This is a genomic window from Aminobacter sp. UC22_36, from assembly GCF_044056035.1.
GTDB lineage: Bacteria > Pseudomonadota > Alphaproteobacteria > Rhizobiales > Rhizobiaceae > Aminobacter.
Genome location: NZ_CP171996.1, coordinates 1,975,415 through 1,997,264, shown reverse-complemented (window position 1 = coordinate 1,997,264; position 21,850 = coordinate 1,975,415). Strand labels below are relative to the sequence as shown.

The following is a 21,850-nucleotide window of genomic DNA, read 5'->3' as shown; positions in this document are numbered from 1 at the left end:
GGGCCTTGTCGCGCATCGACCATTGCAGGAACGTCGAGGATTTTCGCGCACTGGCCAAGAGCCGCCTGCCCTCGCCGATCTTCCACTACATCGACGGTGCGGCCGAAGACGAAACCAGCTACCGGCGCAACACCGAAGCCTTCCAGGCTTGCGACCTCGTGCCCAACGTGCTTGCCGGCGTCCAGGACGTCGACATGTCGGTCACAACAATGGGCCAGAAGCTGGCCATGCCGGTGTTCTGCGCGCCGACCGCCCTGCAACGCCTCTTCCATCATGACGGCGAGCGCGCCGTGGCCCGGGCGGCGGAGAAATTCGGCACCATGTTCGCCGTCTCCTCGCTCGGCACCGTCGGCATCGAGGAGATCGGCCGCACCATTTCGACGCCGAAGATGTTCCAGCTCTATTTCCACAAGGACCGTGGCCTCAACTGGAGCATGATCGAGCGCTGTCGCGAGGCAAAGTTCGACGTCTTCACCCTGACCGTCGATTCCATCACCGGCAGCAACCGCGAGCGCGACCTGCGCACTGGCTTCACCTCCCCGCCGCAGCTGACACCACGCAGTCTCGCCAGCTTCGCCATGCACCCGTCATGGACCGTCAACTATCTGCTGCGCGAAAAATTCAGTCTGCCGCAGCTCGAAGGCCATGTCAGCGAAGGCACCAACATTGCTATTTCCATCGGCGACTACTTCACCAAGATGCTCGACCCGTCGATGAACTGGAACGACGCGGAGGAAGTGCGCAAGCGCTGGGGCGGCCCATTCTGCCTCAAGGGCATCATGAGCGTGGCCGACGCCAAACGCGCCGTCGACATCGGCGCCAGCGCCATCATGGTCTCCAACCATGCCGGCCGCCAGCTCGACGGCTCGCGCTCGCCCTTCGACCAGATCTCCGAAATAGCGGACGCCCTCGGCGGCCGCATCGACATCATCTGCGACGGCGGCATTCGCCGCGGCACCCATGTCCTGAAGGCCATTTCAGCCGGCGCCACCGCCTGCTCCGGCGGTCACCTCTATCTCTACGCGCTTGCCGCCGGCGGCCAGAAGGGCGTCGAAAAGGCGCTTGGCAATCTGCGTACCGAGATCGAGCGCGACATGAAGCTGATGGGCATAAGCAGCCTCGACCAACTGTCGCGCGACAATCTCCGCTACCGCTGACTACTTCCGTCGCCGACCTGGCTTCGATGCCTTCTTGGCGCCGCCCGTCCGCGCGGGCTTCGCCGCCGGTTTGCGAGCCGCATGCCGTGCCAAATCCTTCGGCTCCAGCGTCAAGGCCGGCCTGCCGATCGCCTCTTGCCCGGCGCGAACGTCGGCGTCACGCAAAGTGTCGCCGAAATCGAGCCCGGTCAGGCTCTCTATATGCGCCACCGTTGTCAGGAACTCCGACACCCGCGCCAGTTCCTCGGCATCGCCAAACGCCTCCGCCATGCCTTCGGGCATCACCTCGATCAGCGGACCCTGGTCGGCGAGCAGCGCAATCGAGCGCAGGTCGGTGCCGTCGTTCCAGGCGGCGATCTTCCAGAATTTCAGCGGCACCTTGCTTTCGAAACGGTAGGGCGGGTCGCTGTCGGCGAACACCGGCCCGGCAAACACCGTCACTCGGCTGCGCATGGTCACCGCATTGCGCAGCACATAGGTCTCGACCGCCCGCCAGCGCAGCTTGCCTTTCGAGCCCGGCCGGTTGAGCGCGCTGCCCTGGTTGAAGAAGCCGAGCTGGGGTGCCGCGTTGGTGTAGAAGAACGTGTCGCGCTCGGCGGCAACCGCCTCCGCATCGGTGCCCCAGGCCGGGTCGCCGCGCAGCGTGATGTGGCCTTTCTGAAAGATCCGCGCCTTACGTTCGTTCGACGTGGCAATCGGGAAGCCCGCCACTTTCTGTGCGTCGTAGAAGGGCTTGTTCATCTGCTCTTCCAGCAGCACGCGCCGGTCGGGCCGGAAATCGTCGCTGGCTTCCGCTCCGCCCATCGATTCGATGCCGAGTTCGCTCAGGCTTGGATTGTCGGTCACCGTCTTGTCGTCGCGGTTGATCGCCTTGATCCTGGAGCCGTCGATGTTGCAGGCGGTGTAGTAGGCCAGCCGCCGCTCGGCATTCATCACGATCGAGACATGATGGTAGCGCAGTTCGAACGGGTCATCGCCGGGCTTGGCCAGTTGGTTCTTGGCCGCGCGCCCGGGTGCGCCGTCGTGCTTGGGCAGCGGCAGCACGAAACCGGGCACGAAGCCCGGCTCATATCCGCCACGGTCGTCGAAGTTCTCGGTCTTCCAGCTCGCCGCCTCGGCACCTGGACTGGTCGCCTCGACCTCGCCGGACTTGGGCGCACGTGCGGTCAACGCCGCTGTCGCCAGTGGCGCGCGCACGCTGATCTCGATTGGAAACGTCCAGGTCACCGAGCCGTCGTCGCCCAGCCGGGCCTTGGGCGCGCCGTCGCCAACTGACGTCAGTGCCTGCGCCTTTCCGGCCTTCGCATCCGTCTTGTTCGTCTCAACCGCGCCCTCGGGCACCGGCTGCTGCTTCAGCCGCCCGGCCTCTTCCCAAATGTCGAGCAGCTGCGTTACCGCCGCGCGGCTGCGGCTGTCCATGCCCGCAAGCCGCGCCTCGAGATCGTTGACGATGGCGCTGATGCGGATGCCTTCGTTGATCTCCTTGGCCAGCGGCTTGCCGTCGGTGCCCATCACCTCGTGCCATGGCCCGCCCCAGTGATGCAGGGCGATCGGCTCCCACTCGTTGTTGAACACCGGTGACCCCGACGAGCCCTGCTCGGTATCGGCAACATAGTGCAGCACATGCAGCGTCTCGTCGCGCGCCACCAGGTGGTTCTCGCGCAGCACCAGCTCCTTGTGCCGGCCATCGGGGTGCTGGACGACATTGGCGATCTCGCCCAGCATGTGTTTGTCGCCGGCATTGGACAGCACCAGGAAACCGAACTCGTCGAGCGCGCGCGATCCGCGCCGGCGCGGGCCGATCCCGATCAGCGTGTAGTCGAGCCCGTCAATGTCGTCGGTGACAAAGCACAGCTCCGGATCGAGCAGGAGCGACGTCGGCTGCCTGAGTTCGTTGAACTTGTCGCGCTCATAGTCGAACTGCACCTGGAACCGCGCGGCATCCGCCGCTGTCTGGATGACGTGATGATTGGTCAAAAACAGGTTCGGCCCGACCAGGAAGCCGGAGCCCTGTGGCATTTCGTTGAGAAAGGCGACCCGCCCGACCGCGTCGGCCGCGCGGCGCCCGCGCTCGAGAAAGGCAACGCCGACAAAATCCAGCGTCGATCCCTGGATCGCCTCGGGTCCCATCGGCTTTGCGGCTGCCATAACAGGCTTTCGTCCTGTTTTGGCGGGCTCGGCCACGCCTTCGATTGCCGTCGAGATCATCTCGGCCTGTTCGCGGGTCAGATCGGCCTTGACCTGCAGCCGCTCGACGCGGCGACGACGTTCCGGCTCCGCCGCAAGCGGATTACCCTCGGCGATCCGCGCCAAAGACCTGTCAATTTCAGGTCTTGTTTTCTTCAACCTTTCACGAACGACACGTTCAACTTCACCGAAGGTCTGGATATCAACCATGCCCGCCCCCTCTTGCTGAAGACCCCAAGTATAACTTGATAGCCTACGCGGAGGTAGCGACGTTTTGTTGACAGCCTTTACGGGCAATATGCCTGGAATCAGCGGCGAAACCGCTCCAGCGTCGCGGTGAACAACTCGGTCAAAGCGGCAACGGCGTCATCATATGAAATGCGGCCGGCCGCCGTATCCCGCGACACGGCCTCGGCCGCCCCGAGCAGCCCCGACAAAACAGGCTCGCCAATATCTTCGGGCAGAACAACGAAGCGCGAAACGGCATCACGATACTCGGCGAGATAGCCGTTGCGCAGCGTCTGGCGAAACTCGTCCATCTCTTCCGTGCCGGAAAGTGCTGCAAATACAGCTCCCGCTTCGGGGCCGGCCCGGCTGGCGCAGCGCACATAGGCTTCGCCCAGAATGCCTGCCACGTCGCGCAGCGTCTTGCCGCAAGTGGCAAGGGCCGCGCGCTGCGTCTCCAGCTGCAGGTCGTTGTAGGAAGAAAACAGCGCCATCAGCAGCCCCGCCCTGGTGCCGAAATGCTCATAGGCGATCGGCTTGCTCACCCCCGCCCGTTCGGCGACCCGGGCAAGCGTCAGCGCGTCGGTGCCTTCCTCGCGCACCATCTCCTGTGCTGCTTCCAGCAACTGCGCGCGCCGTTCGGCCTTCGGCAGTTTTTTCGTCGAACTTGCAGTCGTCATCGCCTTCGCATCCGGTCCGATTTTTTCGGCCTGCGGCTTGAACATCGCCACAGGCCACATATGTTACCACTAGTAACTTACAAATAGTAAGCTACGCTTGGTAGATGACTACACATATAGGGGAATTCAATGTCCATTGCAGCCCGCGAAATTCACCTGAAGAGCCGACCGACCGGTTTGCCCGGCCAGGACAACTTCCAGCTTGTCGAACGCAGCTTGCCGGCTCCCGCCGAAGGCCAATTGCTGGTCAAGACGCTGTTCATGTCGGTCGACCCTTACATGCGTGGCCGCATGACCGACCGGCCGAGCTACATCGCCCCCTTCGAGATCGGCAAGCCGCTTGAAGGCTCCGCCGTCGGTATCGTCGAGCAGTCCGCTCATCCCGACTTCAAGGCCGGCGACCTGGTCAGCCACTTCTCCGGCTGGCGCGACCACGTGCTTGTCGATGCCGCAACCACAAACAAGATCGACGCGTCGAAAGCGCCAGCCGAAGCCTGGCTCGGGCCGTTGGGCATCCCCGGCCATACCGCTTATGTCGGCCTGCTCCGGATCGCCGGGCTCAAGGCTGGCGAAACCGTCTTCGTCTCCGCTGCCGCCGGTGCCGTCGGTTCGATGGCGGTGCAGATCGCCAAGCTCAAGGGCGCCCGGGTCGTAGCCTCCGTCGGCTCGGAGGAGAAGGCCCGCTGGGTCAAGGAACTCGGCGCCGACGCCATCATCAACTATCGCACGGCGGGCGACCTGACCGAGGCGCTAAAAAAGCTGCGCCCGAAGGCATCGACGTCTATTTCGACAATGTCGGTGGCGATCATCTCAGGGCAGCGCTCGAAGTCGCCAAGCCGCGCGCCCGCTTCGCCATCTGCGGCATGATCTCGGGCTACAATGACGAGAAGCCCGTTCCCGGCCCCGACAATCTCGCAGCGATGGTCATCAAGAGCATCAGCATGCGTGGCTTCCTGGTGCTCGACCACTTCGACATCCTGCCGGAATTCATCGCCGACATGGCCGGCTGGCTGGCCGATGGCCGCGTGACCTACCGCGACACCGTCGTTTCGGGTCTCGAAAACGCGCCCCAGGCCTTCATTGGGCTCTTCTCCGGCGAAAACCTCGGCAAGATGCTGGTCAAGCTCAACTGACCTCGGGCGGCGAGTTCGCTCGCCGCCGCCTTCAACCCTTCCCAATTCAGACATCAAGCGCCGCGCTTACGCGGCCACAGAGGAGTCATGCCCAAATGACAACGCAAAAGCCCGTCCTCATCATCGGCGGTTCCGGTTTCGTCGGCGCGCTCGCCGCCCGCACGCTACGCAAGCTGCACCCCGCACTGCCCATCGCCATCGGCGGACGCAATCTCGAAAAGGCCGAAGCGGTCGCCAAGGAGATCGGCAACGCCGAAGCCGTCGTCATCGACCTCGACCGCAAGGATCTCGGCGTGGCGGCGAACAAGGGTTTCAGCGCCATCGCCATGTTCGTCTATGACAACACGCTCAACGCCCTCCACTACGCCCAGACCAACGCCGTGCCTTATCTCAGCGTCTCGACCGGCATCCAGGAGATCGGGCCGGAGATAGCACTTTATGCCCATAAGGCGACTGCGCCGTTTCTGATGGGCAGCAGCTGGCTCGGTGGCGCCGCGAGCCTCGCCGTCGTGCATTTCGCCAGGCAGTTCGAGACGGTGGATTCGATCGAAATCGCTGCCCTTCTCGACGAACACGACATGGGCGGCCCCGCCGCGGAAGCCGACTTCAACCGCCTCACCATGATGTCCAGCACCCTGGGTCTCGAAAGCGGCAAATGGCACTGGAACCCCTCCGGCGAACAAGGTCGCACCGTGGCGAGTGTCGACGGCCGGCAGGTCCCCGGCCTGACCTACTCGCCATTCGACGTCTTCAGCCTGCCGCTCACCACCGGCGCTCAGACGGTGCGGTTCGATTTCGCGCTCGGCGAAACCGCAAGCCGCCATCGCGGCGAGCATTTCTCCACCGAGATCACCATCGCCATCTCGGGCAAGAAGAAAAGACGGCACCTCGGGCCGTAGCCGCTATGAATTCGTCCACCCGGAGGGACAGGCGCCGGTCACCGCACTCGCCGTTGCGCTTGCGGTCGAGCGGCTGATCGGCCTCGACGGCAAGGCACCGACAGCACCTGGGCTGTACTTCGCCGAAATGCTGGTCGAAGCGGACTATGCGATCAAGCGCTTCAAGGAATTCGGCGCGCATATCGCGCAGGCAGCATAGGCAAGACATCGCCCCAAATGGGCAGTCGCTGACCTCGGCGGCTGCCCTTCAGTTTGTCCGAGCACGCCGTGCGCGGATCAGACACGTCCCAATCCCGCATCCTGGCGCAGGAAAAGCGTTTTTCGGGGTTCCCCACTCCCGATCCTTCCCCTATAAGGCGCGCCTAGCCTGATACTCGAATCTCACTTGCGCACCGGCCCGGGCATTGCCCCGTCCCGGTTCTTCGCGCAGGCCTATTTACGGACGCACGCCATGCCAAGACGCACCGACATCAAGTCCATCCTGATCATTGGTGCCGGTCCTATTGTCATCGGCCAGGCCTGCGAGTTCGACTACTCCGGCACCCAGGCCTGCAAGGCGCTCAGGGAAGAGGGTTACCGGGTCATCCTGGTCAACTCCAATCCGGCTACCATCATGACCGACCCGGAGCTGGCCGACGCGACCTACATCGAGCCGATCACCCCTGAGGTCGTTGCCAAGATCATCGCCAAGGAGCGCCCCGACGCGCTTTTGCCGACGATGGGCGGCCAGACCGCGCTCAACACAGCGCTGTCGTTGCGCCGCATGGGCGTGCTCGAGCGTTACAATGTCGAGATGATCGGTGCCGACGCGCACGCCATCGACAAGGCCGAGGACCGCTCGCTGTTCCGCGAAGCCATGGCCAAGATCGGGCTTGAGACGCCGAAGTCGATGCTCGCCAACGCCTCCGACGTCAAGGACGCCGACCGCAAGAAGCACGAGGCCGAACGCGCCGCCCTCAAGGCCGAAGCCCCGGCCAATCTCGACGCCGCACTCGACGCGCTCGAAACCCAGTGGAACCTCGGCGAAGGCGACCGCAAGCAGCGCTACATCAACCACGCCATGGCGATCGGCGCCCAGGCGCTCGACCATGTTGGCTTACCCGCCATCATCCGCCCGTCCTTTACCATGGGCGGCACCGGCGGCGGTATCGCCTTCAACCGCCAGGAATTCTTCGACATCGTCCAGTCCGGCCTCGATGCCTCCCCGACCACCGAAGTCCTGATCGAGGAATCGGTGCTCGGCTGGAAGGAATACGAGATGGAGGTCGTGCGTGACCGTGCCGACAACTGCATCATCATCTGCTCGATCGAAAACATCGACCCGATGGGTGTGCACACCGGCGACTCGATCACTGTCGCGCCGGCGCTGACGCTGACCGACAAAGAATACCAGATCATGCGCAACGCCTCGATCGCGGTGCTGCGCGAGATCGGCGTCGAGACCGGCGGCTCCAACGTCCAATTCGCGGTCAATCCGGCCGACGGGCGCCTGGTCGTCATCGAGATGAACCCGCGCGTCTCGCGCTCCTCAGCACTCGCCTCGAAGGCCACCGGCTTCCCGATCGCCAAGATCGCCGCCAAGCTCGCCGTCGGCTACACGCTCGACGAGCTCGAAAACGACATCACCGGCGGCGCCACCCCGGCCTCGTTCGAGCCGTCGATCGACTATGTCGTGACAAAAATCCCGCGCTTTGCCTTCGAAAAATTCCCCGGCGCCTCGCCGGTCCTGACCACCGCCATGAAGTCGGTCGGCGAAGTCATGGCGATCGGCCGCACCTTCGCGGAATCGCTGCAGAAAGCCTTGCGCGGCCTTGAGACCGGCCTCACCGGCCTCGACGAGATCGAGATCCCCGGCATCGGCACCGACGGCGACGACCGCAACGCCATCCGCGCTGCCTTGGGCACACCGACGCCCGACCGTCTGCGCATGGTCGCCCAGGCGATCCGCATGGGCACCTCGCTCGAAGACGTGCACGCAATGTGCAAGATCGACCCGTGGTTCCTCGAACAGATCGCCGCCATCATCTCAATGGAAGCGCGCGTCCGCGAGCACGGCCTGCCCCAGGATGCCGACAACCTGCGCATGCTGAAGTCGATGGGCTTCTCCGACGCGCGTCTCGCCTCCTTGACGAAGTCCGAGCCGGAAGCCGTTCAGAAGCAACGCCAAAAGCTCGGCGTCCACCCGGTCTACAAGCGCATTGACACCTGCGCCGCCGAGTTCGCCTCGCCCACCGCCTACATGTATTCGACCTATGAGGTGCCGTTTGCCGGCGCCATGGCCGACGAGGCCCAGGTCTCCGACCGCAAGAAGGTCGTCATATTGGGCGGCGGTCCCAACCGCATCGGCCAGGGCATCGAGTTCGACTATTGCTGCGTCCATGCCGCTTATGCGCTGCGCGAGGCCGGCTATGAATCGATCATGGTCAACTGCAACCCCGAGACCGTGTCGACCGACTACGATACCTCCGACCGGCTCTATTTCGAGCCGCTGACCGCGGAAGACGTGCTCGAGATCCTGCGCGCCGAACAGGCAGCCGGCACGCTGCACGGCGTCATCGTCCAGTTCGGCGGCCAAACCCCGCTCAAGCTCGCCGAGGCGCTCGAAAAGGCCGGCATCCCGATCCTCGGCACCTCGCCCGATGCGATCGACCTCGCCGAGGACCGCGACCGCTTCCAGAAGCTGCTCAAGAAGCTCGACCTGACCCAGCCCAAGAACGGCATCGCCTATTCGGTCGAGCAGGCCCGCACCGTTGCCGGCGAACTCGGCTTCCCGCTGGTCGTGCGCCCGTCCTACGTGCTCGGCGGCCGCGCCATGCAGATCATCCACAATGAGGGCATGCTGCAGTCCTACCTGCTCGACACGGTGCCAGGCCTCGTCCCCGAGGACATCAAGCAGAAGTACCCCAACGACAAGACCGGCCAGATCAACACCCTGCTCGGCAAGAACCCGTTGCTGTTCGACACCTATCTCAGTGGCGCCATCGAGGTCGACGTCGACTGCCTGTGCGACGGCACCAACACCTTCGTCTCCGGCATCATGGAGCATATCGAAGAAGCCGGCATCCACTCGGGCGACTCGGCCTGCTCGCTGCCGGTGCACTCGCTGTCGACCGAACTCGTCGATGAGCTCGAGCGCCAGACCTCGGCCATGGCGCGCGCGCTCAATGTCGGCGGCCTGATGAACGTGCAATACGCCATCAAGGACGGCATCATCTACGTGCTCGAAGTCAACCCGCGCGCCAGCCGCACCGTGCCGTTCGTCGCCAAGACCGTCGGCAAACCGATCGCCAAGATCGCCGCCCGCATCATGTCGGGCGAGAGCCTCGACGAGGCCTTCGCCCATTACGGCGCCAAGCCCGATGCCCGCAATCCCGGCCACATCGCGGTCAAGGAAGCGGTGTTCCCGTTTGCCCGCTTCCCCGGCGTCGACATCCTGCTCGGACCGGAGATGAAGTCGACCGGCGAGGTCATGGGCCTCGACCGCGACTATGCGCTGGCCTTCGCCAAGGCCCAGCTCGGTGCCGGCGTCGACCTGCCGCGCTCGGGCACGCTGTTCGTGTCGGTCCGCGACGAGGACAAGGCCGGCATTCTGGGTGCTGTCCAGCGCCTGTCTGGCCTCGGCTTCAGGGTGCTTGCAACCTCGGGCACCGCGCGCTTCCTGGTTGAGAACGGCGTGCCGGCCGAAAAGATCAACAAGGTGCTCGAAGGCCGTCCGCACATCGAGGACGCCATCCGCAACCGCCAGATCCAGATCGTCTTCAACACCACCGACGGCCAGAAGGCGGTGTCGGACTCGAAGTCGATCCGCCGCGCCACGCTGATGCAGAAGGTGCCCTACTACACCACGCTGTCGGGTGCCGCCGCCGTCGCCGAAGCCATCGCAGCACTGAAGGCCGGCTCGCTCGAAGTCCGCCCGCTGCAGGACTACTTCAAGTAAAGGTTGGCTTTCTTCTCCCCGTTTTGCGGGGAGAAGATGCCGGCAGGCAGATGAGGGGCAGCGCAAACCTCGCCTCCGCACACCATCGCCGACCTTGCGCGGAGGCAAACGTATGTTTTTCTCCGACACCCACCTTCCCACACCCATAAATTGCAGCTAACTCTCCATGATCCACTTGGGGGAGTTTGGGGAATGAAACTGAAATCCATGCGGCTGGCACTGGCATCTGTGCTGGCGGGACTGCTGATTGCGGCCGTGCCGGTCGCGGCGATGGCCAAGGACAAGGGCTCGCTGGCCGGCCAGGAAGGCAAGAAGCGCTATGCGGCGCAGTTCGGTCAGACGACAGGCCCATGCAAGGACGGCTACAAGAAATATGTCGCCGCACCCGGCCACTCGGCCTATGCGCAGACGCATCTGGGCGCCGTCGAAGCCTTCTACTGCGGCGCTTCCATCAACGCACCGTCCCAGGCGGCGGCCGAAAAGCAGGCGCTGGAGCGCTGCAATTCGGTCGGCAAGAAGTACAAGCTCAAGACCACCGGCAACTGCGCGGTCTACGCCTCGAAGTAAGGCGGCCATAGCGCGGCGCGGCCTCACCCTCTCCCTTTGTGAGGAGTGGGGCCGAACCGGCGCGACCTCACCTTCTACCCTTATGGGAGAAGGGATCGCCATCAAGCGCCCCTCCCTCGTCATCCCGGCCCCATGCCGCTACCCTGCCCACGACAGCGCCGCAATTGGACGCGCAAAGGACGCTGTTTGAACCTGTGCATGATTCTTTCCGAAAATCGATTTCGATTTCGGGGTCATTCACGAGCAGGAATCGCCTTATGCCCATCGCCTACGACCCGTTCGACGAGATCCGCCGCGAGGCATCGGGCACAAGCCTGGTCCCGCCGCAGGAGGTCGCCGACAACGCAGCCAAGGGGCTGACACTGAGAAAGCAATTCGGGCGCGGTGGCACCGAGATCGGCGTCGGTCGCGCCGAGGAGCTGGTCGCACGCACCGAGCTTTCGCCCCACACCATCAAGCGCATGGTCAGCTATTTCGCCCGCCACGAGGTCGACAAGCGCGGCAAGAATTACGGCAACGAGCACAACCCCTCCGCCGGCTACATCGCCTGGCTTTTATGGGGCGGCGACGAAGGACGCGCCTGGGCGGTGGAGATGAAAGGGCGCATCGGCGACACACGGGGCATCTGATGGCAACAGCCTAGATGTCGCCTCCAAAGCCGTTAGCTTCGCCGTTTTGCGGAAGCGCGAAGTCAGAACCCGGCCGCACGGGTCAATAGATCCCGGCGCTCGCTGCGCTCGCCCGGGATGACGGTCGCCTCGGGTGATAATGGCAGACGCACCCTCAATCGCCCACCGGGTTCAGCCCCTTCAGCGGGTTGGCGCTGTCCTCCGCCGCCGCAACGAACTTCAGCAGGTCGGTCATGAAGAAAGTACCGGGCACCGCTGCCGGCAGGTGCGGCGTCCAGCCGGGTTGCGACAGATACGAGCCCTCATCGCCCTGGACGATGCCGATGAACACCTCGGCGATGATGCGGGTGCCGACCGGCCCGAGCCGCTTGCCCCCGCCCCGCGCGCTGGCCTCCTTGAGGATGTAGTACCAAAGCGGCGTGTTCTTATCGAAGCCAAGGTCCTTCGCCACCGCCCCATCGGGCCCTTGCGCGATCTCGGCCGGCGATATCGGGTCGAAGGCGATCTTCTGGCGCATCAGCGCGGCGACGTCCTGGCCCGACGGTAGGCCGATCTGCACGCCGCGCTTGAGGTTGCGGAAGGCCAGGCTTGCGGTCGCCGTGCCCGGTTCGGACCCCGGCAAATTGTGCAGCGCCTCGATCAACCCGGCATCAAGCTTGCGCGAATGGTTGAACTCGAATTGCGACTGGTCGGCCGGCGGCGGCAGATCGAAGAAACGGCGCCAATCGATCGCCCAGTTGCTCGGCAGCGTCGGAAACGCCGTACCGATGTTGCCCGACAGGTTGGTGAAGCCGAACAGCGTCGAGAGGTCGGCATTGAACAGGCGCGGCTCGCGCGTCCGGAAGATGCGGTTGTGGCTGTAGGTCTGGCGCACCATCGAGTGGCCGAGCCGGTAGGCAGCACCGGAAAACTCCCACGGCATGAACGGCTTGGTCTGGAAGCGGTAGAACCTGCGCCCCTCATGCAGGATTTTGGCGACGATGCCCGTTTCGGTCAGCCGTTCGACCCAGTCGTGCAGCACCATCCACTGATAGTGCCAGCGCACCGTCTTTGCCGCCTCCGCAAACAGCTGAGACTTGTCGACGCTGCCGGCAAGATGGTCGACCACCGCATTGTGGAACTTCAGGAAGGCGAGATGGATCTGCGCCACGACAAGGTTCTCGTCATTGCGGTGGTCGCCGATCAGCGCCACCCCTTGGGCATTGCGCGGCAGGTCATTGGGCAGATCCGGCACCTGTCCGGGACGGTCGTCATTCTCGCTTGAGGCTTGCGCCGTGCCGATCAAGAGTTTCGGCGTGTCCACCACCTGGCCAGCTTCGTTCGGCGCCCGTGCGAACAAGAAGCGGTGCGGTCCGGGTCCCGCGCCATAGACGCAGTCGAGGTCGAGCCCCGGCGTGCGGAAATTCTTGACCATCTCGGGGTCTTCCATCGCCACCGAAAGTGGCGTCAGGTCGAGCGTGATGTCGTGGTCGACGAACTGGCCGAGATAGGTGAAGCCGGCCGGAATGTCGGTGTTGTCGAAATCCGCATCGGTGGCCCCGGGCGGCTCCTTCATCGCCCTGGCAAGGGCGGCAAGGTCGCCGTCCGAAGCCTTGAGTGGCTTGTCGCGCAACTCGCCGAACATGAAATCGAAGAAGGCCTCGCCCTGTTGCCCGCCGACATCCAGCGGCGCGAAGCCCTCGGCGCCACCGGCATGCTGTGCCGCGGCGATGGCGGCGTTTTCCGCCAGCACCTGACGGCTGACGAAACCGTGTCCGATACGTTGCCTGAGATTCGGCCCGGCCATGCTGATCCCTCCCCTGCTAGTGTGAAGGAGACAGCGTAACGCCGTTCATGTATTCATGCAATCTAAAATAGAATTCTGAAATTTTACACTATTGAGTTGTATTAATTACCCACCCCAATCCACCTCGACCATGCCGAGCCTGACATAGAGCCGGACGGCGGCGGCGTTGTCGACAAGGTTGGTCTTGAGGTCGATCTGGCTTGCGCCGCGTGCGGCGAAGGTGGCGAAGACGTGCCACAGCAATGCTTCGGCGATGCCCTTGCCACGACAGTCGGGATGGACGGCAAGATCCTTCAGAAAGCCGCTGGTCCAGCACAGCGCCGCCCCGGCCAGTCGGCCCTCGCCGTCGAGCACAAGGAAACACAATTCGGGATCGAATTCCGTGTCAGCCGAAAGGCGCGACCACCATTGGCCGAACGGCCCGTTCATGCCGTCGTCGAAGACGAGTTCGAGCAGATCGTACAAGGCGACCGCATCGGCCGCCTGGAACGTCCGCATCGCAAACCCGTCCGGCCAGCGCGCGGGCTTCAGTTCACCCGGCAGCATCCGGCGCAGGCGAACGTCGTTTTCGGCAGCCTCGGAGGGCAAATGCGTCAGCCGCGGTGGCGGACGCGGTCGCGGCCAAGCCCGGTCTCGTCGAGCAGGCCCTTGCGCTTGGCATGGTAATAATAGCCGCTCTGGTAAAGCTTGTCGGCCTGGTCCTCGTTGCCATCAGCCACCATCCAGGCGCCGCGCAGATATTTGACGGCGTATTTCAGGTTGGTTTCGGCATCGAACAGGCCGCGCGCCGGGCCGTCATAACCCATGCCGCGCGCGGTGGCGTGCTTGATCTGCATCAGCCCCCGATGCCCCCTGTTGTAGGCCAGCGGATTGAAGGTGCTCTCGCGGTTGACCACGCGCCGCACAAGCTTTTCCGGTACTTCATACAGGGCAGCGTATTTCGAGATCAGCTCGTCGATCTTGCCGCGCGAGGCGAGCGCCGGGCTGTCGGGCGCAGCATAAGACGAGGTGGCGAAGCTTTCGGGCGCGACATTGCCCAGCGACGCGACCTGATAGCTCGCCGGCACCGGCGCGTTGGCCGGCAAGGCATGGTCGGCGATCGTCGGCGCGGATGGAAACGCGCCCGTGAGCTTTGGCGCATCGGCAGCGACAACGATTTCGCCGCCGGCCATTGGCACTGACATTGGATCGACCGGCCCCTTGGCAACGGCGGCAACGACAGGCGCCGGTGCTGCGGCAACGGGCTTGGATGCGTCGGTGGCAACAGGTGCGGCAGCGACCGTCATGGCGGCGCTCTCACCGGCAGTTGGCGCCGTCGCGGCGGCAACGACAACCGTGGAATCAGCAGAATCGGGGGCAGTCGCGGCAGCGGCCAGCACGGCGGTCGCCGGCGACGTTTCAGCGGCAGCGAATGAAGTGGGTACCACGGCCACGGTTTCAGGCAATGACAGGTCGGCAACCGTGGACGACGCGGGCGCCATATCGGCGCTCAGGGCGACGTCGGCGCCGGTCGAAAGGTCGGTGCTAAGCGCCGCCGTGTTGGTCTGGCAGCCCGACAGCAGAGCCGTTGCCAGTGCCGCTGAAATCAGCAGGTGGGTCTTTATCGCCGGCAAATGCACACTCTGTTAATGATTTCGTCCCGCCCGAACCTCTCTACAACAACGTATGGGCCCGGGCAATCCACAGGCAGATGTGGTTTTCGGGTGGCATGCGGTCGCAGATCATGCGAAAATGTTCCTGATTTGTACCGAACTCACTCCTGAAACGCAGACGAAAGGAACGGTCATGGACGCCACTATCTCTTATCCCCTGCCCGGCCACGCCGTCTTCGAAACCACGCTCGGATTCATGGCGCTGGCGTGGAGCGACGCAGGGCTGACCCGGCTTTGCCTGCCCGAAAAGACATATGTCGCGGCCGAACGTCGGTTGCTGCGCCTCGCCGGCAATGGCGACACGGCAGGCGACCGCACGCCGCCGCAATGGATCACCGCGCTGATTGCCGACATCAGGCGTTATGCCGACGGCAGCGACGTCGACTTCTCCGATGTGCCGGTCGATCTCGCCGACGTCGACGATTTCCGCCGCGACATCTATGCCGCCGCCAGAAACCTTCACTATGGCGAGACCACCACCTATGGCGGACTTGCGGAAAAGGCTGGTCGGAAAGGTTTGTTCCGCGAAACGGGTTCAGCACTCGGAGCCAACCCGATTCCCCTTGTTATCCCATGCCACCGCATCCTCGCTGCCGGTGGCAAGATCGGTGGCTTCTCGGCAACCGGTGGCTCGAACATGAAGGAAAAGATGCTGGTGCTCGAAGGCGTACGCGTCGGCCCGCCTCCAGCCGCCCAGGCATCGTTCGGATTCTGACGTCCTTGGCGTCCTACACTGGTGTAGCCACGTCTGCTTGAGATGTTGCGTTCAGTGGCGAAGCGGAAAAAGCCGGCGCTTGAAGAAGTCGCGCTCGATTCGCTTGCAATTGTAGACCGGGCAGGACCGCGCATCGGCGGTCGGAACATATGCCCGGCGCGCCTCTTCGCCGGCCGAGCAGAAATGGTCGTTGGCGACGTAGCGGTCGTAGCGTGGCACACCGGAGGTCGGTGACGTCCAGCGCAGGATCACCGCACCCTGGTTACGAACGGTGCTCTGGGTCTGGGCACAGCTCATTTTTGTCGAGGTATAGCGCGAGACTGCCTGCGCTTCGGCCGCCAGCAACGTCAGGCACGCGGCAAGCAAGATCGTTTTCATGATGACCTCCCAAGACTTCCGGCAGCGGCGCCAAGGCCACGCAATATAACACCCTTCGCCCGCCATGGTTGCATGGCAATTGGGGCCGGTTTCAGGCATCCAGTATTGGGAGGGGCTTGCATTCGACACCTTTTGCCCTTATATCCGCTTCGTTGATATTTCGGCCGACAGATCCGTGCCCCGCGACACACTCGCGTTTGCAGACGTCTATCCCCAAAATTTCGATACCACAGATCCGGCATTCTAGCTTGATCACTAACTGCAAACGACAAGGATTATCGCAATGGCAACTGGCACCGTTAAGTGGTTTAACGCAACCAAGGGCTTCGGCTTCATTCAGCCCGACGCCGGTGGCGCGGACGTTTTCGTCCACATCTCCGCTGTTGAGCGTTCGGGCATGGGCTCGCTGGCTGATGGCCAGAAGGTTAGCTTCGAGATCGAGCAGGACCGTCGTACGGGCCGCTCGTCTGCTGGAGCTTTGAAGGCAGTCTGATTTAAGGCGCGCAGGAGCGAAAGCTCCGGTTGCGTTGCAAGTCACGGATGTACTGGCGGCCGCGCGACAAGCGCGCCGGAACCAAGACCCGGAAGGACGATGCGGCAGATTGCCGTGAGCCTCGGGCCTTAGGAACCAGGATCAGCTGCTGACAGCGGAAGGCGGGGTTACACCCCGCCTTTTTCTTTTTCGCAAACAGGATCGCAGTCGCGGAAACCGCCTCGACGCCTGAGCGCGACACAAGAAAAAGGCCCGAAGATCAATCCGATCTTCGGGCCGTTTTCATTTCATCAGCGGGAGTTCAGGGCAGCCAGGTGAGCGGCACATGGCCCTCGTCGGCCGCCACACGGGCAAGCCAGGCCTTCACCGCCGGAAACGCGTCCAGGTCATAACCGCCCACGGTCGCATCATGGGTGTACGCATAGAGCGCTATGTCGGCGACACTCATCGCATCGCCTGCCAGGAATGGCGTCTTCTCCAACTGCACTTGCATCACACCGAGCGCCTTGTTGCCGCCCTCAAGCAACGCCTGCATGCGTTCCGGCGTCGCCTGGGCGGCGCGCTCGGGATAGAGATACATCGTCCGCCGAACGGCGACGTATGGCTCGTGGCTGTATTGTTCGAAGAACAGCCATTGATAGACCAGAGCCCGTTGGTAAGCGTCGGTCGGCAACAGCCGGGTCCCCTCGGCCATATGCAGCAGGATCGCATTGGACTCGGCAAGGAAGCGGCCATCCTCGAGCTCCAGCAGAGGTACCTTGCCGTTGGCGTTCTTGGCGAGGTAGGCGGCCGAGCGTGTCGAGCCGTCGCGCGAGCTGGTTTCGACGTGCCGGAACGGGCGGCCGAGCTTGGCCATCAGCAGGCGCGGCTTATAGCTATTGCCGCTGTCGCTCATTCCATAGATCGTGATCATCGCATTGGCCCCGTTTGAAGCGCGATTATCGTTTTCGGGGTTGAGTCGATCCAGCGAATTGTTCTGGTATGAGGCATCAGCTTTTGTGATGTGTCGCTCAGCCGAACAGCGGCACCACCACGCATTCGCCACGACGGTATTGCGAAGTCTCACGCGGCCCTTCGGCAAAAACGCTGCCGACCAGCTTTGCCGGTTCGAGCAGGTCACCCTGGAACAGATCGACGCCGGCACCAAGTGCGATCTCGAGACGGCTTTCGTTGTCGATGCCTTCGACAAGCACCTCGGCGCCAAGTGTCTTGAGTTCCGAAACCACGGGGCGCAGCAGCCGCCCGGTCGCGGCATCGGCGCAAAAGCGCTCAAACGAGGCACGGTCGAGCCTGACGATTTCAGGCATTACGCGCTTGACGGCATCACCATCATGCTGCGCGGAACCATGATGGCCAAGCGCGACACGCAGGCCGAGCGCGCGCAGCGAACAGGCGAGCTTTTCGTCGCCGCCAATCTCGCAGATCAGCTGCGACGCTTCAAACCCCTCACCCGCCAGGCGTCGAACCATGAAACCCAGATCATCGAGAGCCGCCGCGCCAGCGTTGATGTCTTGTCTGAACAACAGCGCGATGCCTTCAACGCCCATGTTGTGGACGTTGGCGAGCGGCAGCACCTCGCAGACCCGCCCGACAATCAGGCGATCCTCGGCAGCCACTTCGGCGAGGAATTCCGAGACGGCGACGGGCTGGCCCTTGAGGTAAGGCACCACATGCGCATCAGCCGCAACCGGCGTGAGGCGACCGCCCGCATGCCTGAAGATCGGCTGGATCGCGCAGCGCAACCGAAAATCGCCGTGAACACCAAACTCCAGCCCAACCTCGTCGGCGACGATCCTGGCAGTCAGGTCCTGAGGCAGCTCGCCAAACCCGAAAAACGCGTCACTCATGCACTATCCTCTTGCCGAAGCTTCGGCTTGATCGCGGCGCTCGAACTGCAACCGCATCGGCAATACCGGCAGGCAGCAGCTCCACCGTTTGATGTCCGGCGACTTCGGGTGCCACCGGTTCGAAAAGCGAAAAATTGGCGGGCACGATCTCTGGCAATGCCAGCACGAAACCCTGCACCATCGAGGCGCCGGAACGCTCAGCCAGCTGCAACTGCCAGCTTTCCTCAAGCCCTTCGAAGACCGTGCGGATACCCTTGTCTTCGAAGTTCGCCACCATCTCCTTGAGCAGCGCGAAACCGGCACCTGATTCCATCAGCCGGCTGATCCAGTGGGCATCGAACTTGACGATGTCGGGTTTGATGTCGCGGATGCGCTTGATGTCGGACTCAGCCGAGCCGAAATCGTCGACGGCGATGCGGAAGCCGCTGGCCTTGAGGGCCCTGACGAAATCGAACAGCGCCTCTTCCGAGGCCGGCTTCTTCTCGGTGACTTCGCAGACGATGCGGCGCGGATCGATACCGGTCTCATTGAGCACCTGGCGCATGTCGCGCAGCGCATGCTCCGAGATCGAGCGGTCGAGGAACACCGAGGGATCGAAATTGATGAAGATCGACGCGTCCTTGGGCAGGAACACGGCAGCGTTGAGCAGATGCAGCGTGCGGGTCAGCGTTTCGACCTGCAAGCGGTCGATGCTCTCCACGGCGGCGAAGAAGATACCCGGCGGTACGGCGTCCGCGCCGCGAAACGGCCTGATCAGCCCTTCGAAGGCAGTGACAAGCAACCGGCCCGACTGAAAGGCGAAAATCGGCTGAAACGCACTGCGCAGGGCGTGCACGCCCCAGACGCCGGACGCAGATCCGTCGTCGTGCCGGATGATATGGGCGAGCCCGATGCTCTTCGACACGGTCCGTCCTATTTCCGGAATGCTGGCGAAATTGCTCCGCCAAAATCTCATCGAAGATTTGATCGGCGGTTAACGCAATGTCTCAAACTTGAGTGAACGCCGGCCAGTCTGCTGTTTATGCACAGCTTCCGCGCGGTTCTGGCCCAGCACATCGAACGCGCCAGAAACGTCAATCCGCTTGCGATTCCCTGCGTCATGCGACATTACAGCGCCGCGCATTCCATTGGAGGCGCAAAGGACGCTGCCGCGGTCGCGCGACCGCACCATTTCCGAACCGGAGACTTGAAGTCATGGCCTTTCTTGCCGATGCCCTTTCCCGCGTTAAGCCTTCCGCGACCATCGCGGTCACGCAGAAAGCGCGCGAGCTGAAAAATGCCGGTCGCGACATCATCGGCCTGGGTGCCGGCGAGCCCGACTTCGACACGCCCGACAATATCAAGAATGCGGCAATCGAAGCGATCCGCCGCGGCGAGACCAAGTACCCGCCGGTATCAGGCATCGTGCCGTTGCGTGAGGCCATCGCCAGGAAGTTCAAGCGCGAGAACAATCTCGACTACAAGCCGGAGCAGACAATCGTTGGCACCGGCGGCAAGCAGATCCTGTTCAACGCCTTCATGGCAACGCTGAACCCCGGCGATGAGGTCATCATCCCCCGCCCCTACTGGGTCAGCTATCCCGAGATGGTGGCGATCTGCGGCGGCACGTCGGTGTTCGCCGAGACCTCCATCGACAACGGCTTCAAGCTGACGGCGGCAGAACTGGAAAAGGCGATCACGCCGAAGACCAAGTGGCTTTTGATGAATTCGCCGTCCAACCCGTCGGGCGCCGCCTATACCGAAGCCGAGCTGCGCGCGCTTGCCGACGTGCTGCTCAAGCATCCACATGTCTGGACGCTGACCGACGACATGTACGAGCACCTCACCTATGGCGACTTCGTCTTCAAGACCATCGCCGAGGTCGAGCCGAAGCTCTATGACCGGACGCTGACGATGAACGGCGTGTCGAAAGCCTATGCCATGACCGGCTGGCGCATCGGCTATGCCGCCGGGCCCGTCGCGCTGATCAAGGCGATGGACATGATCCAGGGTCAGCAGACCTCGGGTGCCTGCACCATTGCGCAATGGGCGTCGGTCGAAGCGCTCAACGGCCCGCAGGACTTCATCGCCAAGAACAAGACGATCTTCCAGAACCGCCGCGACCTCGTCGTGTCGATGCTCAACCAGGCACGCGGCATTTCTTGCCCGTCGCCGGAAGGCGCGTTCTACGTCTATCCGTCCTGCGCCGGCCTGATCGGCAAAAAGACGCAATCCGGCAAGGTCATCGACAATGACGAAACCTTCTGCTCCGAGCTGCTCGAAGCCGAAGGCGTGGCCGTGGTCTTCGGTTCGGCCTTCGGCCTCGGCCCGAATTTCCGCATCTCCTACGCCACGTCGGAAGCGCTTCTGGAAGAGGCTTGCACGCGCATCCAGCGCTTCACCGCCTCGCTTACATGAACGCCGTTGCATAAACGAACGGAAAAACCCGGTTTCAGCCGGGTTTTTCTTTGCCGGTTGCATAAAGCAACCTGAAATTGTATGCAGATACCAACAGAAACCTTCTGGTTCTCATACGCTATCATACATTTGCATATTGCCGTGCCGGTCTAATCTGTTACTCTAAAATAACTATATCCGCCGTTCCAGGCGGAGGCATGCAGAGGCGGTCAGAGGCAGCAATTGTATCAGCGCAGACAGCAGCAGCAGGGGCGAAGGGGCGCAAGTTTGCTCATGCGCTTGTTGTTGTTGCTATTGCCGGTTTTTGCTGCGCTCACGGCCTCGGTTGCATCGAGCCACGCGCAAGCGGCCGGCTATCATCCTGAAGCCCATCTGTCGGCCGAAGACAGCTCCTTCAAGGGCTCTGACGACCCCTTCGCACTTCCGGCATGCAGCGATACATGCCTGACCCTGGCTGAAAGCTGTGGCGACGGCAGCGACGATGGCGCCTTGCTGCGCGTCTCCAGTGCCGTTCCTACCGTCGAATTGAGCGGCGGATCGCAGCCGATCGATCCGCTTTTCAGCTTCCTGCGCTACCGCACCAGCGAGCCGCGCGCGCCTCCTGCCCAGGTCTGACGGCGCACCGCGCCCCACCTGCGCCGCATGATCGGTCGACAGCGACCATTTCAACAGCCCGTCGCCATTGGCCGGTCTACATCCCCCGGGATATTTCCCGAAACAGTCTCAGGAATTATCATGTCTAAGACTCATCCTCTCGGATTCCGCATCGAACGCGACCTCAAGGAGGCGCTCGTCAAGGCGGCCAAGGACGACCACCGCTCGGTGTCGTCGATGGTCGAAATCATCATCGCAAGGTGGCTGCGCGATCGCGGTTACCTCGTCGAAAAGGAAGAGCGGGCCGCCTGAGCCCGTGATCCCCTACAACTCGCCCGGCGGCGCGAAAACGCGGCGCCGGGCAGCATCGGCAAAAACGTTCTGAAACTGGCGGCTTGACCTATCTGGGCCGCGGGCCGCCTCTTCTGGGCCCAGCCTCTGCATCGTCGTTTGCAACGCAACATGAATGGTCGAAAACGACTTCGCGTTTGCTTCTACGACCAAAGTCATAATCCCAAAGCAGCGATGGATAATGCCCGCCTCCCGGCGTTATCACTTCGGCGTCGTTAGGTCA

The 21,850-nt window shown here is 63.1% G+C and carries 21 protein-coding genes; 12 read left to right on the top strand and 9 right to left on the bottom strand.

The window, feature by feature from the left end:
* Positions 1-5: 5 nt before the first annotated feature.
* Entirely contained in the window at positions 6-1,157 is a 1,152-nt protein-coding gene (locus tag ACHMW7_RS13015; RefSeq protein WP_395450635.1) for an alpha-hydroxy acid oxidase, read from the top strand.
* On the opposite strand, the gene ACHMW7_RS13010 is transcribed toward ACHMW7_RS13015, so the two are convergent.
* Entirely contained in the window at positions 1,158-3,470 is a 2,313-nt protein-coding gene (locus tag ACHMW7_RS13010; protein WP_395450634.1) for a DNA/RNA non-specific endonuclease, read from the bottom strand. It abuts the gene before it with no gap.
* 182 nt (positions 3,471-3,652) lie between these two features.
* A complete protein-coding gene (locus ACHMW7_RS13005; protein WP_395450633.1) occupies positions 3,653-4,249 on the bottom strand; it encodes a TetR/AcrR family transcriptional regulator in 597 nt (198 codons plus the stop codon).
* Positions 4,250-4,378: 129 nt separating this feature from the next.
* On the opposite strand from ACHMW7_RS13005, the gene ACHMW7_RS13000 reads away from it, so the two are divergent.
* From ACHMW7_RS13000 to ACHMW7_RS12975, 6 genes are all read left to right on the top strand, one after another.
* Entirely contained in the window at positions 4,379-5,116 is a 738-nt protein-coding gene (locus ACHMW7_RS13000) for a zinc-binding dehydrogenase (protein WP_395450632.1), read from the top strand.
* Entirely contained in the window at positions 5,023-5,382 is a 360-nt protein-coding gene (locus ACHMW7_RS12995) for a zinc-binding dehydrogenase (RefSeq protein WP_395451318.1), read from the top strand. The genes ACHMW7_RS13000 and ACHMW7_RS12995 overlap by 94 nt, the downstream gene beginning before the upstream one ends.
* A 95-nt stretch (positions 5,383-5,477) precedes the next feature.
* Positions 5,478-6,281, top strand: a complete 804-nt coding sequence (locus ACHMW7_RS12990; protein ID WP_395450631.1) for a saccharopine dehydrogenase NADP-binding domain-containing protein — start codon at positions 5,478-5,480, stop codon at positions 6,279-6,281.
* 451 nt (positions 6,282-6,732) lie between these two features.
* Positions 6,733-10,218 (top strand): carbamoyl-phosphate synthase large subunit, encoded by a 3,486-nt coding sequence (gene carB, locus ACHMW7_RS12985; protein ID WP_395450630.1) that lies wholly within the window; start codon positions 6,733-6,735, stop codon positions 10,216-10,218.
* Positions 10,219-10,410: 192 nt separating this feature from the next.
* The gene (locus tag ACHMW7_RS12980; RefSeq protein ID WP_395450629.1) at positions 10,411-10,785 is read left to right on the top strand and encodes a hypothetical protein; all 375 of its coding nucleotides are present in this window, start codon (positions 10,411-10,413) and stop codon (positions 10,783-10,785) included.
* Positions 10,786-11,042: 257 nt separating this feature from the next.
* Positions 11,043-11,414 (top strand): hypothetical protein, encoded by a 372-nt coding sequence (locus ACHMW7_RS12975; RefSeq protein WP_395450628.1) that lies wholly within the window; start codon positions 11,043-11,045, stop codon positions 11,412-11,414.
* A gap of 154 nt (positions 11,415-11,568) precedes the next feature.
* Here ACHMW7_RS12975 and ACHMW7_RS12970 read toward each other — a convergent pair whose 3' ends face one another.
* From ACHMW7_RS12970 to ACHMW7_RS12960, 3 genes are all read right to left on the bottom strand, one after another.
* The gene (locus ACHMW7_RS12970) at positions 11,569-13,200 is read right to left on the bottom strand and encodes a heme peroxidase family protein (protein WP_395450627.1); all 1,632 of its coding nucleotides are present in this window, start codon (positions 13,198-13,200) and stop codon (positions 11,569-11,571) included.
* Between the two features lie 105 nt (positions 13,201-13,305).
* A complete protein-coding gene (locus tag ACHMW7_RS12965; RefSeq protein WP_395450626.1) occupies positions 13,306-13,788 on the bottom strand; it encodes a GNAT family N-acetyltransferase in 483 nt (160 codons plus the stop codon).
* A gap of 5 nt (positions 13,789-13,793) precedes the next feature.
* The gene (locus tag ACHMW7_RS12960) at positions 13,794-14,813 is read right to left on the bottom strand and encodes a transglycosylase SLT domain-containing protein (RefSeq protein ID WP_395450625.1); all 1,020 of its coding nucleotides are present in this window, start codon (positions 14,811-14,813) and stop codon (positions 13,794-13,796) included.
* Positions 14,814-14,985: 172 nt separating this feature from the next.
* Here ACHMW7_RS12960 and ACHMW7_RS12955 point away from each other — a divergent pair, with 172 nt between their 5' ends.
* Positions 14,986-15,567 (top strand): methylated-DNA--[protein]-cysteine S-methyltransferase, encoded by a 582-nt coding sequence (locus tag ACHMW7_RS12955; RefSeq protein WP_395450624.1) that lies wholly within the window; start codon positions 14,986-14,988, stop codon positions 15,565-15,567.
* A 51-nt stretch (positions 15,568-15,618) separates the two neighbouring features.
* Here the strand turns inward: ACHMW7_RS12955 and ACHMW7_RS12950 are convergent, their stop codons facing one another.
* Positions 15,619-15,945: a hypothetical protein gene (locus tag ACHMW7_RS12950; protein ID WP_395450623.1), complete on the bottom strand. Its 327-nt coding sequence runs from the start codon at positions 15,943-15,945 to the stop codon at positions 15,619-15,621.
* Positions 15,946-16,228: 283 nt separating this feature from the next.
* On the opposite strand from ACHMW7_RS12950, the gene ACHMW7_RS12945 reads away from it, so the two are divergent.
* Positions 16,229-16,438 carry a cold-shock protein gene (locus tag ACHMW7_RS12945; protein WP_109575191.1) on the top strand — a complete coding sequence of 70 codons (210 nt, stop codon included), beginning with the start codon at positions 16,229-16,231 and terminating at the stop codon, positions 16,436-16,438.
* A gap of 301 nt (positions 16,439-16,739) precedes the next feature.
* Here the strand turns inward: ACHMW7_RS12945 and ACHMW7_RS12940 are convergent, their stop codons facing one another.
* From ACHMW7_RS12940 to ACHMW7_RS12930, 3 genes are all read right to left on the bottom strand, one after another.
* The gene (locus tag ACHMW7_RS12940; RefSeq protein WP_395450622.1) at positions 16,740-17,351 is read right to left on the bottom strand and encodes a glutathione S-transferase family protein; all 612 of its coding nucleotides are present in this window, start codon (positions 17,349-17,351) and stop codon (positions 16,740-16,742) included.
* Positions 17,352-17,448: 97 nt separating this feature from the next.
* Positions 17,449-18,285, bottom strand: coding sequence for an EAL domain-containing protein (locus ACHMW7_RS12935; protein ID WP_395450621.1), 837 nt, complete (start codon positions 18,283-18,285; stop codon positions 17,449-17,451).
* Positions 18,278-19,189 carry an EAL domain-containing protein gene (locus ACHMW7_RS12930; RefSeq protein ID WP_395450620.1) on the bottom strand — a complete coding sequence of 304 codons (912 nt, stop codon included), beginning with the start codon at positions 19,187-19,189 and terminating at the stop codon, positions 18,278-18,280. The genes ACHMW7_RS12935 and ACHMW7_RS12930 overlap by 8 nt, the downstream gene beginning before the upstream one ends.
* Positions 19,190-19,479: 290 nt before the next feature.
* Here ACHMW7_RS12930 and ACHMW7_RS12925 point away from each other — a divergent pair, with 290 nt between their 5' ends.
* From ACHMW7_RS12925 to ACHMW7_RS12915, 3 genes are all read left to right on the top strand, one after another.
* On the top strand, positions 19,480-20,682 hold the full coding sequence (locus ACHMW7_RS12925) for a pyridoxal phosphate-dependent aminotransferase (RefSeq protein ID WP_395450619.1): 1,203 nt from the start codon (positions 19,480-19,482) through the stop codon (positions 20,680-20,682).
* A 222-nt stretch (positions 20,683-20,904) separates the two neighbouring features.
* Positions 20,905-21,297 carry a hypothetical protein gene (locus ACHMW7_RS12920; RefSeq protein WP_395450618.1) on the top strand — a complete coding sequence of 131 codons (393 nt, stop codon included), beginning with the start codon at positions 20,905-20,907 and terminating at the stop codon, positions 21,295-21,297.
* A gap of 120 nt (positions 21,298-21,417) precedes the next feature.
* On the top strand, positions 21,418-21,588 hold the full coding sequence (locus ACHMW7_RS12915; RefSeq protein WP_018428911.1) for a hypothetical protein: 171 nt from the start codon (positions 21,418-21,420) through the stop codon (positions 21,586-21,588).
* Positions 21,589-21,850: the final 262 nt, after the last annotated feature.

What these genes read in the sequence shown, in the direction of transcription:
- ACHMW7_RS12915 (WP_018428911.1), top strand. Translation starts at nt 21,418, where the DNA reads ATGTCTAAGACTCATCCTCTCGGATTCCGCATCGAACGCGACCTCAAG.
- ACHMW7_RS12980 (WP_395450629.1), top strand. Translation starts at nt 10,411, where the DNA reads ATGAAACTGAAATCCATGCGGCTGGCACTGGCATCTGTGCTGGCGGGA.
- ACHMW7_RS13005 (WP_395450633.1), bottom strand. Translation starts at nt 4,249, where the DNA reads ATGACGACTGCAAGTTCGACGAAAAAACTGCCGAAGGCCGAACGGCGC.
- ACHMW7_RS12990 (WP_395450631.1), top strand. Translation starts at nt 5,478, where the DNA reads ATGACAACGCAAAAGCCCGTCCTCATCATCGGCGGTTCCGGTTTCGTC.
- ACHMW7_RS12925 (WP_395450619.1), top strand. Translation starts at nt 19,480, where the DNA reads ATGGCCTTTCTTGCCGATGCCCTTTCCCGCGTTAAGCCTTCCGCGACC.
- ACHMW7_RS13000 (WP_395450632.1), top strand. Translation starts at nt 4,379, where the DNA reads ATGTCCATTGCAGCCCGCGAAATTCACCTGAAGAGCCGACCGACCGGT.
- ACHMW7_RS12970 (WP_395450627.1), bottom strand. Translation starts at nt 13,200, where the DNA reads ATGGCCGGGCCGAATCTCAGGCAACGTATCGGACACGGTTTCGTCAGC.
- ACHMW7_RS12975 (WP_395450628.1), top strand. Translation starts at nt 11,043, where the DNA reads ATGCCCATCGCCTACGACCCGTTCGACGAGATCCGCCGCGAGGCATCG.
- ACHMW7_RS12950 (WP_395450623.1), bottom strand. Translation starts at nt 15,945, where the DNA reads ATGAAAACGATCTTGCTTGCCGCGTGCCTGACGTTGCTGGCGGCCGAA.
- ACHMW7_RS12940 (WP_395450622.1), bottom strand. Translation starts at nt 17,351, where the DNA reads ATGATCACGATCTATGGAATGAGCGACAGCGGCAATAGCTATAAGCCG.
- carB (WP_395450630.1), top strand. Translation starts at nt 6,733, where the DNA reads ATGCCAAGACGCACCGACATCAAGTCCATCCTGATCATTGGTGCCGGT.
- ACHMW7_RS12935 (WP_395450621.1), bottom strand. Translation starts at nt 18,285, where the DNA reads ATGAGTGACGCGTTTTTCGGGTTTGGCGAGCTGCCTCAGGACCTGACT.
- ACHMW7_RS12945 (WP_109575191.1), top strand. Translation starts at nt 16,229, where the DNA reads ATGGCAACTGGCACCGTTAAGTGGTTTAACGCAACCAAGGGCTTCGGC.
- ACHMW7_RS12955 (WP_395450624.1), top strand. Translation starts at nt 14,986, where the DNA reads ATGGACGCCACTATCTCTTATCCCCTGCCCGGCCACGCCGTCTTCGAA.